Source organism: Marinobacter sp. Arc7-DN-1 (assembly GCF_003441595.1).
Lineage (GTDB): Bacteria > Pseudomonadota > Gammaproteobacteria > Pseudomonadales > Oleiphilaceae > Marinobacter > Marinobacter metalliresistant.
Genome location: NZ_CP031848.1, coordinates 4,242,937 through 4,256,812 on the forward strand (window position 1 = coordinate 4,242,937; position 13,876 = coordinate 4,256,812).

At 58.1% G+C, this 13,876-nt stretch carries 14 protein-coding genes; 5 read left to right on the forward strand and 9 right to left on the reverse strand.

What is annotated here, in order from left to right:
* The first annotated feature begins 108 nt into the window (after window positions 1-108).
* Window positions 109-684: a chalcone isomerase family protein gene (locus D0851_RS19855; RefSeq protein WP_117620169.1), complete on the forward strand. Its 576-nt coding sequence runs from the start codon at window positions 109-111 to the stop codon at window positions 682-684.
* A gap of 75 nt (window positions 685-759) precedes the next feature.
* Here D0851_RS19855 and nth read toward each other — a convergent pair whose 3' ends face one another.
* From nth to metG, 8 genes are all read right to left on the reverse strand, one after another.
* A complete protein-coding gene (gene nth / locus D0851_RS19860) occupies window positions 760-1,398 on the reverse strand; it encodes an endonuclease III (RefSeq protein ID WP_117620170.1) in 639 nt (212 codons plus the stop codon).
* A 28-nt stretch (window positions 1,399-1,426) separates the two neighbouring features.
* Entirely contained in the window at window positions 1,427-2,143 is a 717-nt protein-coding gene (locus tag D0851_RS19865; protein WP_117620171.1) for an electron transport complex subunit E, read from the reverse strand.
* 2 nt (window positions 2,144-2,145) lie between these two features.
* Window positions 2,146-2,847, reverse strand: coding sequence for an electron transport complex subunit RsxG (gene rsxG, locus D0851_RS19870; protein WP_117620172.1), 702 nt, complete (start codon window positions 2,845-2,847; stop codon window positions 2,146-2,148).
* A gap of 3 nt (window positions 2,848-2,850) precedes the next feature.
* Window positions 2,851-3,900 carry an electron transport complex subunit RsxD gene (rsxD, locus tag D0851_RS19875; RefSeq protein ID WP_117620173.1) on the reverse strand — a complete coding sequence of 350 codons (1,050 nt, stop codon included), beginning with the start codon at window positions 3,898-3,900 and terminating at the stop codon, window positions 2,851-2,853.
* A 20-nt stretch (window positions 3,901-3,920) separates the two neighbouring features.
* Window positions 3,921-5,747: an electron transport complex subunit RsxC gene (gene rsxC / locus D0851_RS19880; RefSeq protein ID WP_117620174.1), complete on the reverse strand. Its 1,827-nt coding sequence runs from the start codon at window positions 5,745-5,747 to the stop codon at window positions 3,921-3,923.
* Complete coding sequence (rsxB, locus tag D0851_RS19885; RefSeq protein ID WP_117620175.1) at window positions 5,747-6,325, reverse strand: electron transport complex subunit RsxB; 579 nt, start codon at window positions 6,323-6,325, stop codon at window positions 5,747-5,749. Before rsxB ends, rsxC begins: the two co-directional genes overlap by 1 nt.
* Before the next feature lie 74 nt (window positions 6,326-6,399).
* Complete coding sequence (gene rsxA / locus D0851_RS19890) at window positions 6,400-6,981, reverse strand: electron transport complex subunit RsxA (RefSeq protein ID WP_117620176.1); 582 nt, start codon at window positions 6,979-6,981, stop codon at window positions 6,400-6,402.
* Window positions 6,982-7,013: 32 nt separating this feature from the next.
* Window positions 7,014-9,044, reverse strand: a complete 2,031-nt coding sequence (gene metG / locus D0851_RS19895) for a methionine--tRNA ligase (protein WP_117620177.1) — start codon at window positions 9,042-9,044, stop codon at window positions 7,014-7,016.
* Between the two features lie 198 nt (window positions 9,045-9,242).
* On the opposite strand from metG, the gene apbC reads away from it, so the two are divergent.
* From apbC to D0851_RS19915, 4 genes are all read left to right on the forward strand, one after another.
* A complete protein-coding gene (apbC, locus tag D0851_RS19900) occupies window positions 9,243-10,343 on the forward strand; it encodes an iron-sulfur cluster carrier protein ApbC (protein WP_117620178.1) in 1,101 nt (366 codons plus the stop codon).
* Window positions 10,344-10,597: 254 nt separating this feature from the next.
* On the forward strand, window positions 10,598-11,164 hold the full coding sequence (dcd, locus tag D0851_RS19905; RefSeq protein ID WP_117620179.1) for a dCTP deaminase: 567 nt from the start codon (window positions 10,598-10,600) through the stop codon (window positions 11,162-11,164).
* Entirely contained in the window at window positions 11,161-11,760 is a 600-nt protein-coding gene (locus tag D0851_RS19910) for a YjaG family protein (RefSeq protein ID WP_117620180.1), read from the forward strand. Before dcd ends, D0851_RS19910 begins: the two co-directional genes overlap by 4 nt.
* A 75-nt stretch (window positions 11,761-11,835) precedes the next feature.
* Complete coding sequence (locus tag D0851_RS19915; protein ID WP_117620181.1) at window positions 11,836-13,113, forward strand: valine--pyruvate transaminase; 1,278 nt, start codon at window positions 11,836-11,838, stop codon at window positions 13,111-13,113.
* Here D0851_RS19915 and D0851_RS19920 read toward each other — a convergent pair.
* Entirely contained in the window at window positions 13,110-13,838 is a 729-nt protein-coding gene (locus tag D0851_RS19920; RefSeq protein ID WP_117620182.1) for a DUF3108 domain-containing protein, read from the reverse strand. The genes D0851_RS19915 and D0851_RS19920 overlap by 4 nt on opposite strands.
* Window positions 13,839-13,876 lie beyond the last annotated feature (38 nt).

Genomic DNA, 13,876 nt, shown 5'->3' on the forward strand with positions numbered 1-13,876 from the left:
TCTGGCCGGCCTCATTGATAGAATGCCGGGACCGGGCGGGGATAAGGGTGTCGAAACCCGGTGCACGAATGAAACACGTCAATAATAACGATCGAAAAGGAAAGGACTATGAAGAAGGCTCTTATAATCAGCTTTACCTCCCTTATGATGGCGGCCGTGCTGTCCGCACCGGCCTCAGCACTGACCGTTGAAGGTGTTGATGTCCCGGATACATACTCCGCCATGGATACCGAACTGAAGCTGAACGGTGCAGGCACCCGTTCCAAGTGGTTCATGGATCTGTACGTCGGTGGTCTTTACGTGCCGGAAACCATCAACGACGGCGAAACCGTGATTAATGCGGATGAGCCCCAGGCCATTACTCTGCACATCATTTCCGGCATGATCACCAGTGAGCGGATGACAGAGGCCACGCTGGACGGTTTCAAGGCGTCAACCGACGGTGATATGTCCGCCATTCAGGAAGATGTTGACCAGTTTATGGCGGTGTTTCAGGAAGAAATTACCGAAGGTGATGTGTTTGATCTGGTCTACCTGCCCGGGAAGGGTGTGAAAGTTCTCAAGAACGGTGAGCACAAGGACACCTTAGGTGACCTGGCTTTCAAAAAAGCCCTGTTCGGAATCTGGCTGTCCGATAAGCCTGCCCAGAAGGATCTGAAGGAGAAGATGCTGGGCCAGCGTTAACAAGGAGACAGCTGCCAGTAAAAAGCCGGCGTGACGCCGGCTTTGCTGTTCCTGTTGCAAGGTATCGGGTCTGGCTTAAAGGTAATCCCGCTTATGTTTGAATTCGCAGAGATCTTCAATAGAACAGGCCCCGCATTTGGGTTTCCGGGCGGTACAGGTATAGCGGCCATGAAGGATCAGCCAATGGTGGGCGTCAAGCAGGAACTCTTTGGGGACCAGACGCAGCAGCCGTTTCTCCACTTCCAGAACGTTCTTTCCCGGCGCAATTCCAGTGCGGTTTGAAACCCGGAAGATATGGGTGTCCACGGCCATCGCCATGTGACCGAATGCCGTATTGAGAACCACATTCGCGGTTTTGCGTCCTACGCCGGGAAGCGCTTCCAGGTCTTCCCGGTTTTCCGGTACCCGGCCATCGTGTTTCTCAATAAGAATACGGCAGGTCTTGATAACGTTTTCGGCCTTACTGTTAAACAGGCCAATGGTTTTAATGTATTCCCTGAGGCCATCAACACCCAGAGCCAGTATGGCTTCCGGCGTGTTGGCCACCGGAAACAGCTTACCGGTAGCCTTGTTCACGCCCACGTCCGTTGCCTGAGCCGACAGGATTACCGCAATCAACAGCTCGAACGGGCTCGAGTAGTTCAACTCCGTGGTCGGATGGGGGTTGGCGTCCCGCAGCCGGGTAAAGATCTCAACACGTTTGAGTTTGTTCATCAGCGCTCAGTCAGTTGCTAACCGGGGGTCAGGAGATGTTCCCGGTAATCCGGACCCGTTTGCTTCCAGCCTCTATCGGAGCCGGTTCGCTGGCCTTTCGGCGTTCTTTCAGGTGGTTATCGATGCTGTTTTTCAGGGCAATCAGCAGGCCGAGGCCCACAAAGGCACCGGGTGGCAGGATCATAAACAGCATGCCTGGGTAATTTTCGAACGGTCGGACGACCCAGTCGGCGGCCGCGGGGCCGAGCAGCAGGTTCATGTCAACAAACAGGCTTCCCTGACCGGTGAGCTCCCGAATGCCGCCGAGCACAGCCAGTACTGCGAGAAAACCGAGCCCCATCATGGCTCCGTCCAGAAGGGCCGGGCCAGGTGCGTTTTTGGAGGCAAAGGCATCGGCCCGGCCAAGGATAGCGCAATTGGTCACGATGAGCGGAATGAAGATGCCCAGAATCTGATAGAGCTCGTAGGTAAATGCCTGCATCAGCAATTCGGCGCAGGTCACGAAGGAAGCGATGATCATGACAAAAGCTGGCAGGCGCACGGATTCACTGACAAAGTTGCGAATCAGTGACACGGCAAGGTTGGAACCCATAAGCACCATCAGGGTTGCCACGCCAAGACCAATGGCATTCACAACGGTGCTGGTAACGGCCAGCAAGGGACACAGCCCGAGAACCTGCACCAGTGCCGGGTTATTGTCCCAGAGACCGTCGCGGATGATTTCGCTGGAAGATTTGGTCGCCATGATCAGGAATGCTCCGTGTTGGATGATTCGCCAGCAATCGCTTCCGGTTTGAGGGCTTCGTTCCTCTGAGACGGCGCTTCGTTGAGACGCTCCCGGATTACCCGGCGATTCTCTCGAAAATAGATCAGCGCTTTCTGAACAGCCTTTACCACGGCCCTCGGAGTGATCGTGGCGCCGGTAAACTGATCAAATTGGCCGCCGTTCTTTTTCACGGCCCACTCCCGGTGGGGTGGTTCGCCGAGCGACCGGCCGTCGAAGCTCTTGATCCAGTCCGATTTCTTGGTCTCGATACGGTCGCCCAGCCCCGGGGTTTCCCTGTGGCTGGTTACCCGGACGCCAAGAATGGTGCCCTGCATGTCCACGCCAACCAGCAGGTAGATGTTCCCGGAGTAGCCGGCGGATGCCACAATGGGCATGATCATGCCTATCGGCCGGTCATCCTGCCGGGCAACCCAGACGGTCAGGGGGTCCGGCAGGGCCAGCCGTTCGCTGGCCGGCAACTGCACGGTATCCCTGAGCAGGTCGTTGGTGTGCCGGCTTTCGGGAATGATTTCGAACAACGCCTTTGCTTCGGCGCGCGCTGCCTGCTGTTTAATTCGTTCCTCGGTGGCCACCTGAGTCACTGCAATGGTGCCACCGGTTATGACGGCGAACAAGCCGAGGCCGATGGCGCTGCGGCGCATGGACTGTGCTATGGCGGCCATGGTTTACCCCCGATTGCCTGGTACACCCCGGCGGGCCTTGTGATGGCCGTAAGTCCGCGGTGGTGTGTAGTGGTCGATAAATGGCACGGCAAAATTCATCAGCAGAACGCTGAAAGCAACGGCGTCGGGATAGTTGCCCCAGGTACGGATCAGATAGAGCAGAATGCCGATTCCCGCCCCGTAAATCAGTTTACCCTGATGGCTGGTAGCAGCGGAGACCGGGTCGGTGGCGATAAAGAAGGCACCGAGCATGGTACCGCCAGCCAGAAGATGGAGTGATACCGGCGTATACAGGTCTGCATTGTTGCCAAACGCCAGGCTCATCAGGATCAGGCCACCGAGAAAACCGGCTGGAATGTGCCAGCTGATAATACGAAGGCCGATCAGCAAGAGGCCGCCGGCAAGAAAGGCTGCATTCACCCATTCCCAGCCTTTGGCGATGCTTTCACCGAAGGTCGGGTGGATCAGTACCTCGGCCGAGGTGTGGCCGGCGATCTTGTGTTTGTACTCGTCAAGGGGCGTTGCCATGGTCCAGCCATCTACCGCTGTCTGCTGGCCTGATGCGATGGTCGCCAGGGTTTCACCGAAGCCCGGCGCGCCGTCCCAGAGCATGGCTGGTTCTGCCCAATTGGTGGTCATGGCGACCGGAAACGACACCAGTACCAGCGCATAACCCACCATGGCCGGATTGAATGGGTTGGAGCCCAGTCCACCGTATAGCTGCTTGGCAATAACAATGGCGGAAATGACAGCCACCGCCGAAACCCACCACGGCGTGAATTGTGGCAACGAGAGGCCCAGCAGTAGCCCGGTTACCGCGGCCGTGTTGTCCCTGATAAAAAAGACCACGGGTTTTTTCCGAAGCCTGAGCACGGTCGCCTCGGAGAACACGGCAACGGCGATGCAGAAGACCACATTGATGAGGTTGCCCCAGCCGAAAAACAGAGTCTGGGCGAACAGGCCAGGCAACGCCGCAATCATCACCCACAACATCACGCGGGACGTCGGTCGGGCCTTGTGGGCATGGGGTGAGGACTGTTGAACAAACGCCATGTGTGTCGAGCCTGATTCCGTTAGTGGGTGGGCTGGGATTCGGTCGGCCGGGCGGCCAGTTTGTCTCGGGCTTCCGCCAGCATCTCTTCGGCCCGCTTTACCCGATCATGGTTCTTGGCTACTGCGCGCTCAAGCTTGTCCACGTTATCCGCCTGTTGCGCTTTTGCCTCGTCAAGCATGCCCTGCATGGTTTCCAGCTTGGATCGGGCCTGGCCAAGTTGCTTTTCCAGAGCGTCAATATCCGGCTTTTCTTCAGCTGTGTCGGTCGCAGGTGGTGGCTGGGATGCCTCGGCTTTTGCCTTCTTGCGGGCCAGGGCCTGCTCGACCAGAGCGGCCTTGGCAGAGCGTTCGTCAACGGCCTCACCCTCTGCTGTTACTTGCTCCGCTTCGGCTTTTTTCCTTGCCTGGGCGTCGGCCGCCGCTTTTGCCCGTTCCTTGCGCCTCAGTTCTTTCTCTTGCTGTTCCCGCTCCAGGCGGGCCTGACGAGCTTCGAAGCGTTCCCGGGCGCGGTCCGCTTTCAGCTGTTCTGCGCGCTGAACGCGAATTTCGCCTTTGGCGAAGCGGTAGTACTGCACCAGCGGGATCGAGCTCGGGCATACATAGGAGCAGGCTCCGCATTCGATGCAATCGAACAGGTTCAGGTGCTCGGCTTTCTCAAACTCGGTGGCCTTGGCATACCAGAACAGCTGCTGTGGCAATAACTTCATAGGGCAGGCTTCGGCGCACTGTCCGCATCGGATACAGGGTTGCTCCGGCGGCGGTGCCGGTAACTCGCTGGCCGTTGCAGCAATGACGCAGTTGGTGGTTTTAATCACCGGAACGGCGTCGGTTGTAAGGGTATAGCCCATCATCGGGCCGCCGAGCACCAGACGGCTGAGCCTGTCCTGCTGAACACCGGCCTGTTCGAGCAGATATTCGATCGGCGTGCCAATCAACGCCTCGAAATTGCCCGGTTCGCGTACCGCTTCGCCGGTAATGGTAACAACCCGGGAAATCAGTGGTGTGCCTTCAACCACGGCCTGCGCCACGGCAACGGCGGTGCCGATGTTCTGGCACATAACTCCGATATCAGCCGGAATACCACCGCTGGGCACTTCCATGCCAGTCAGTATCCGGATCAGCTGTTTCTCACCGCCGGAAGGGTACTTGGTTGGAATAACGACGATTTCAGTCTGGGTGCCCTCGGTTGCCTCGCGCATCGCTGAAATGGCTTCCGGCTTGTTGTCTTCAATACCAATAACGCAACGTTCCGGACGAAGAATCCACGCCATAACCTTCAGGCCGGCAACAACCTCATCGGCTTTTTCCCGCATGGTCATGTCATCGGCGGTAATGTAGGGCTCGCACTCAGCGCCGTTCAGAATCAGCGTGCTTACCTTGCGGTTCCGGGGTGGCCGGAGCTTGATGTTGGTGGGAAAGCCGGCGCCGCCCATGCCGGAAATGCCGGCATCCCGGATAATCCCGAGGACCTGGTCACGGGCGAGGGTGCGATAGTCAGGCACCGGGTTGCGGGAGCACCATTGATCTTCGCCATCTGGCCTGAGCGTAATGCACCAGTCCGCCATTCCCGACGGGTGGGGAACGGGGTGTTCCACAATGCTCTCAATGACACCGGACGTCGGCGCATGAACGGCTACACCCATGCCGGTTTTGACATCTGCGATTTTCTGCCCTTTCAGAACCTGCTCGCCCACTTCAACAATCGCTTCGGCCGGGTCTCCGATATGCTGCTGGAGTGGCAACACCAGCCGTTCCGGAATTCCGGCTCGACGAACCGGCCGGGCCGTTGAGAAGTCTTTGTGCTCCGGCGGATGAATGCCACCGGAAAAATCCCACAGTTGTGTCATCAGGCGCTGGCTCCCTGGCGGTCGGTGGCAATGAGCCCCGGGGTCGGCGGTGTCCAGGTCCAGGTACGGATATCCGGTTCAACAGTCACCATATCGATACAATCGACCGGGCAGGGCTCCACACAGAGGTCGCAGCCGGTGCATTCGCTTTCAATGACCGTGTGCATGTGCTTGGCGGCACCAAGAATGGCATCCACGGGGCAGGCCTGGATGCACTTGGTACAGCCGATGCACTCGTCTTCACGAATCACTGCAACCTGCTTGACCTGCTCAACACCATGCTCGGCATCGAGAGGTTCCGGTTCAACGTCCAGCAGGTCGGCCAGTGCCTTGATGGTGGACTCGCCTCCGGGCGGGCACTTGTTGATGGGGCCGCCCTCGGCGATGGATTCGGCGTAGGGCCGGCAACCCGGATAGCCACACTGCCCGCACTGGGTCTGTGGCAGGAGCGCATCGATCTGGTCGGCCAGTGGATTACCCTCCACCTTGAACCGTTCAGCGGCAAAGCCCAGCAAACCTCCGAACACAACGGCCAGGGCCAGAAGAACCAACACGGCAACCAGAATGCTTGTCCACATAAACTGCTACTCCTAATCCAGCTGCCCCTAATCCAGCTGCCCCTAATCCAACTGCCCCTAATTCTGCTACCCCGTCAAACGCTGACCAGGCCACCAAAGCCGAGGAACGCCAGCGACATCAGCCCGGCCGTAACCAGCCCGATCGCAGCCCCGCGGAACGCAACCGGAACGTCAGAGACGGCGATGCGTTCCCGCATGGCGGCAAACAGGACCAGGACCAGGGAGAAGCCGGCCGCTGCGCCAAAACCGTACAAAACCGACTCAACGAAGTTGTTGTTCTTGTTAATGTTCAGGAGAGCGACCCCAAGCACCGCACAGTTTGTGGTGATCAGGGGAAGGAAAATACCCAGCACCCGGTAGAGCAAGGGGCTGGTCTTGTGAACGACCATTTCCGTGAACTGGACCACCACGGCGATCACCAGAATGAATGTGATTGTCCTTAGAAAGGTCAGGTCCAACGGCTCCAGCAGATAGGTGTAGACAAGATAGCTGCATACCGACGCCAGAGTCAGCACGAAGGTGGTTGCCAGAGACATGCCCATGGCCGTTTCGAGCTTCCCTGAAACGCCCATGAACGGGCACAGGCCCAGGAACTGAACCAGCACAAAGTTGTTCACCAGAATGGTGCTGACCAGAATCAGCAGATATTCGGTCATTTGCCTTGCTCCATTGACCCGGCTGCCGGCCGTTACATGATCCGCATGCCGGGCGTGGCACCGGAATCCGGAGACAGGATAAAGAGGTCCTTGCCACCGGGCCCCGCTGCCAGAACCATGCCCTCGGACATGCCGAACTTCATTTTCCGGGGCTTGAGGTTGGCAACCATCACGGTCAGGCGGCCCTCAAGATCTTCCGGCCTGTAAGCAGACTTGATACCAGCAAACACGTTGCGGTCGCCGTGCCCCACGTCAAGGGTGAGGCGAAGGAGCTTGTCAGCGCCTTCAACCTGTTCGGCTTTCACTATTTTAACGACCCTGAGATCCACTTTCGCGAATTCCCCGAATTCGATCTCGTCGGCGATCGGCTCAGCCTTGGCAGCAGGCGCCGGCTTTCCGGTTGCTGCGGGCAGTTCCTCTTTTGAGGCATCCAGCATTTTCTCAATCTGGGCAATGTCGACACGGTTCATCAACGGCTTGAACTTGTTGATGCCATGGTTCTCGAGGCGCTCCGCGCGTTTGTTCCAGTCCAGCGGCGCATTCAGGAACGCCTCGGAGGCCTTGGCGGTTTCCGGTAGTACCGGTGCCAGGTAGGTCATCAGCAGGTGGAACATGTTGATGGCGTTGGTGCAGATAGCCTGAAGATTCCCATCCTGGCCTTCCTGCCTGGCGATCACCCAGGGCTGCTCGTCATTGACGTACTGGTTGGCAATGTCGGCCAGTTCCATGATCCGGCGCATGGCGCGGCCGAACTCACGGGCTTCGTAGAACTCCTCGATCTCTTTGCCAGCTTCGATGAATTCCTTCAGTTTGGCATGCTCGGTAACCTGGCCAAGCTGACCGTCGAAGCGCTTGGTGATGAAACCGGCGCTGCGGCTGGCGATGTTCACGACCTTGCCCACCAGATCCGAGTTTACCCGGGCAGCAAAGTCTTCCAGGTTCAGGTCCATATCATCGACACTGCCGGTCAGTTTGGCCGCGAAGTAGTAACGCAGGTATTCCGGATTCAGGTGGTCCAGATAGGTGCGGGCCATGATAAAGGTGCCACGGGACTTGGACATCTTCTTGCCGTTCACGGTCACAAAGCCATGGGCCCAGACCGCCGTTGGCGTGCGGAAACCGGCATCGTGCAGCATGGATGGCCAGAACAGGGCGTGGAAGTTGATGATGTCCTTGCCGATGAAGTGGTACACCTCGGCGGTGGAATCGGCCTTCCAGAAGTGCTCGAAATCGATGCCTTCCCGGTTGCACAGGTTCTTGAAACTGGCGAGGTAGCCAATAGGAGCGTCCAGCCAGACATAGAAGTATTTACCCGGCGCATCCGGAATCTCGAAGCCGAAGTAGGGCGCATCGCGGCTGATATCCCACTCCTGCAGCCCGGCATCCAGCCACTCAGCCAGCTTGTTTGCCACCTGTGGCTGCAATGTGCCGCTACGGGTCCATTTAGCCAGGAAATCGGCAAAGTCCGGCAGCTTGAAGAAATAGTGCTCGGACTCCTTCTCGATGGGCGTCGCCCCGGACACGGCCGAGCGCGGGTTGATCAGCTCCGCCGGCGTGTAGGTAGCGCCACAGGCTTCACAGTTGTCCCCGTACTGATCCTCGGTTTTGCATTTCGGGCACGTACCCTTGATAAACCGGTCCGCCAGGAACATGTTCTTTTCCGGGTCGTAGGACTGGATGATCTTGCGCGTGGCAATGTGCCCGTTTTCCTGCAACTGGCGGTAAATGTACTCCGAGAACTGGCGGTTCTCCTCGGAATGGGTGGTGTAGTAGTTATCAAAGTGGATATGAAAGCCGCGGAAATCTTCCTGATGCTCATCGCGGATACGGTCAATCAGCTGTTCGGACGTGATGCCTTCGCGCTCGGCCCGGAGCATAATGGCCGTGCCGTGGGCATCATCGGCGCAAACGTAGTAACAGTTCTGGCCACGCATTTTCTGATAACGTACCCAGATATCCGTCTGAATGTATTCCAGCAGGTGGCCCAGATGGATAGGGCCGTTGGCGTACGGCAGGGCGCTGGTAACCAGAATATCGCGCTGTTGTTTGCTCGCTTGCGTCATGGTGATGTCCGAACCTTATGTTGATACGGGTTGGAAAGACAAAACGGGGTCCTGGCGGCCGTCGGAATTGATTGCGCCAGGTAAAGACCCCATATGGTCAGAAACGGGCACAGATGATACCTTCCGAGCAGATATTTTTCATCCGAATCACCCGTTTCCGTGCTTAAAATCGCGCATTAGCTTATTCCGGAGAACCCGATGACACAGATATCAGAGCAGGCCCTGCAAACAGCGGTCCGCGAGTACCGCGACCCGTATCTCAACAAGGATCTCTACGAATTGGGTGCGGTAAAATCCCTGAGTGCGGACGCCAGAGGCAAAGTGACCCTCACAGTCGAGCTGCCGTACCCCTCCAAAGGCATCGCCGGGGCCCTGAAGGAGATCGCGACCAACGCGCTGGAATTCGTCGATGGCGTAGAGAGTGCCGACGTTCATGTCGGCCAGAAAATCCACGCCTATAAGGTTCAAAAAGACCTGCCCTCGGTCCCTGGCGTGAAAAACATCATCGCAGTCGCCTCCGGCAAGGGTGGTGTCGGTAAATCCACCACCGCCGTCAACCTCGCCCTGGCACTTCAGGCCGAAGGTGCGAGAGTCGGCATCCTCGACGCCGACATCTACGGCCCCAGCATCGGCATGATGCTTGGCGTGCCGGAAGGCAAGCGCCCCGACACCCGCGAAAACAAATACTTCGTCCCCATGGACGCCCACGGCCTCCAGGCTAACTCCATGGCCTTTGTTGTCACCGACAAAACCCCCATGGTCTGGCGCGGCCCCATGGTCAGCGGCGCGGTGATGCAACTGCTGCAACAGACCCTCTGGAACGAACTCGACTACCTCATTATCGACATGCCCCCGGGCACCGGCGATATCCAGCTCACCCTGGCCCAGAAAGTCCCCGTCACCGGCGCCGTGATCGTCACCACTCCCCAGGACATCGCCCTGCTGGACGGTAAAAAAGGCATCGAAATGTTCCGCAAAGTCGACATCCCCGTGCTCGGCGTTGTCGAAAACATGAGCGTCCACATCTGCAGCAACTGCGGCCACGAAGAACCCCTCTTCGGCCACGGCGGCGGTGCACGCATCGCCGAAGAATACAACACCACGCTCCTGGGTCAGTTGCCCCTGCACATGACCATCCGCGAACAGACCGACGGCGGCACCCCCTCCGTGGTTGCCGAACCGGACTCCGAAGTGGCCCGCCGGTACCGCGATATCGCCAGAAGGTTAGGGGCTGAACTCTCCACCCGGGAGCGCAACCTCAGTGGTTCCATCTCAAGCGTTTCGGTGACAGAGCACTGACTTAGGCTCAAAGAGGCGAATTCCCGACTGTTAGAGTCGCGAGGTTGGGGTGCACTTTCCAAAACTGTTGAGGGCCAGGGACGGCCCGAAACAAGCGCACATGGATGTGCTCGTAGCGTGTTTTGGAAAGTGCATCCCAAGCTTGCAGCCACCCAGCCAGGCAGTCCTGTGATAAAGCCCGTAGACTTCGACAGACACCGCGCTAACGGGTAAACTACGCCTCAATTTTTCCCAGTGGATACGAGACTTCGCCAATGAGCATCAAATCCGACAAGTGGATTCGCCGGATGTCCGAACAAAACGGCATGATCGAACCGTACGAAAGCGGACAGGTTCGTGAAACCGAAAAAGGCCGCGTGATCTCTTACGGCACCTCCAGCTATGGCTATGACGTACGCTGCAGCAACGAATTCAAAATCTTCACCAACGTCCACTCCGCCACCGTGGACCCGAAGAACTTCGACGAAAACAGCTTCGTCAACTACACCGGCGACGTCTGCATCATCCCGCCGAACTCCTTTGCCCTGGCCCGCACCGTCGAATACTTTCGCATCCCGCGCAGCGTACTCACCATCTGCCTCGGCAAATCCACTTACGCCCGTTGCGGCATCATCGTCAACGTCACACCGCTGGAACCGGAGTGGGAAGGCCAGGTTACCCTGGAGTTTTCCAATACCACCAACCTGCCGGCCAAAATTTACGCCAACGAAGGCGTGGCCCAGATGCTCTTCTTCGAATCCGACGAGATCTGCGAGACCAGCTACAAAGACCGGGGCGGCAAATACTTCGGCCAGACCGGCGTCACCCTGCCCAAGACATGAACGCCAACCAGTTCCTCAAAGCAGTCTCACAGTTGCAGGGCTGGCGCGAATGCGCCTTCCTGCTCGCTCTGGCTGAGCGCTCATTCCCCAACTATGCCTTGTTCGCAGACGCTGTCGACCTGAAAACCGGTGCCAAAATGCGCCAGCTGCTGGATCTTGGCTGGGACCTGCTCCAGAAAGATGTTTCGGAGTCCGCCATCCCCCAGCTGCTGGCAAGGCTGGAGACCCTGTCTCCGGATGTGAACGCCTACGATGCCTACGGCGTCTACCCGGCCTTTGATTTCTGCCAGTTGCTGGAGCAGGCCCTGCTTAGTCGTCTGAACCCGGGTAAACACCGGGCAACCGACGCCTCGCAGATGGCCACGGCAACGGTGATGAACTTCATTGAGCTTTCCGAGGGTGACGATCTCGACGAAGACGAGCTGGTTCGCTTGCTGGATCAACACCCCCTGATGAAAGAGGACAAGACCTTCCAGCGCGATCTGGTGCTTGCCCTCAAACGCCAGCGCACGCCTACCGATCAGTTCGTGGCCCGCCTGCGGGAAGACGCAGCCAACGACGGCGTCAGCAACCTGGGCATCTCCCTCAACGAATAATCGAACAGCGCGCGGGCGAGCTACACTTTCAGTGTTCTTTATTGTTTTCAGCCCTGGTCAGACGGAATTTACCTCATGAAACTCTCTGCATTTGGTCGCAAATTTACCGCCGATGCCGGTATTACGTCCCTGATGGATGACCTTGGTAATGCCATGGCATCCGGCGACGACATGATCATGATGGGCGGCGGTAACCCGGGGCATATTCCCGAGATTCAGCAGCGAGTGCAGGAAATTCTGGCGGACATGAGTCGCAGCGAAAGCGATGTCCGGCGTCTGGTTGGCATTTACGATCCGCCCCAGGGCGAAAAGCAGTTTATCGCCGCGCTCGCCGAGATGCTGAACCGCGAGTACAACTGGGGCCTGAAACCCGGGAACATCGCGCTTACCAATGGCAGCCAGGCCGCCTTCTTCATGTTGTTCAACATGTTTGGCGGCGACTACGGTGAAGGTCAGCGCAAGCATATTCTGTTGCCTCTGGCACCGGAATACATCGGCTACGCCGACGCTGGCATCGAGCCTGGCCTGTTTCACGCGGTTCAGCCGGATATTTCCTTTACCGATGCTCATGAATTCAAGTACCGGGTGGACTTTGATGCCGTGGAAGTGACCGGCGAGACGGGCGCTATCTGTGTGTCGCGGCCCACCAATCCGACCGGCAATGTGGTGACCGACGACGAGCTTGCGCGTCTTGAGCAACTGGCGCGTGACCACGACGTGCCCCTGATCGTTGACGGAGCCTATGGCACGCCGTTTCCCAGCCTGCTTTTTGTCGACGCAACGCCCACCTGGAACGAGCAGATTATCCTCTGCCTGAGTCTGTCGAAATTGGGCCTGCCAGCGGCGCGTACGGGTATTGTGATTGCGGCTGAGCCGATCATCAAGGCGCTCTCGGGCATTAACGCCATCGTGAACCTGGCCACGGGTAGTTTCGGAGCCATGCTGGCGGATCCGCTGGTCAGGTCCGGCGAGATCCTCTCGCTGAGCCGCGAGGTGGTATGCCCATTCTACAAGGCGAAAATGCAGAAGGCGGTAGCAGTTTTTCGGGACGCCATGGGGGAGGACAGTTGCCGCTGGTATCTCCACAAGCCGGAGGGCGCGATGTTTCTCTGGTTGTGGTTCCCGGATCTGCCGATCACCAGCCTTGAGTTGTACCAGCGACTGAAAGCCCGTGGTGTGCTGGTTGTTTCCGGCCATTATTTCTTTCCGGGGCTGCCGGAGGACGGCTGGAAACACCGGCACGAGTGCCTGCGTGTGACCTACTCCCAGGACGATGAGCGGGTTGCCGAGGGTCTGAGGATCATCGCGGATGAAGTCAAAGCCGTCTGGCGTGAGGCTGGGCGCGAGGTTTAGGGCCCGAAATCCGCCGCTTCCAGTTTCAGCTCGTAGCTGCTGCCGTCTGGTTCCACCTGTCGCAGCCGCACGAGAAGGAAATCCTGCTCGGGCGAGAACCACATCAGGGTCTGGCGCTTCGAGTCCTCCCGAACCTTTTCCGCTTTCAGAAAGGCTGTTCCGTCGCCACCGGTGCTTGTAGCCTCGCCGTTTATGACGGCAAAACGCTCATCATCAACTGACCGGCCATTAATGACCTTGTAGGTCATATCACGTTCGCCGTTGCGGATATCCTGATGCAACTGGAGCTGGTAGCCGAGCGGATCCAGGACCCCTTCCTCCAGTTCGATTTCAAAGCGCTTGCCCTTGTACTCTCCGGTGGCCACACCTGTCGACCAGTCGAAATCGATGGAATGCTTCCGATCCTTTATCAGAAACCCGGAAAGGTGGTAGCGGTACCTCATCGGCACGACCCGACCGTTTTCCCATCTGAGGATCAGGGATTCATCAATGCTGGCAATAAAGGAATCAACATCGGTTCGGTAGAGCCAGATATCGTTGCCCTGAGATGTCAGAGTCCGTTTTGCGGTGCCACTGAGGGAGATGCCTTTTTCCATGGCCGCTGTGTAGCTGGCTTCAAAGGGTGTAAGCCCCGTGTCCGACTCCGCCTGGACGGAGCCTGCCAGAATGCCGAGGCAGAGCGACAATGCTGCGCCCCGGAGTTTGGAGGTTAGTAGTGAGTGCATATAGCTAAACCCGAACAAATACCGTCATCGATGGCGAC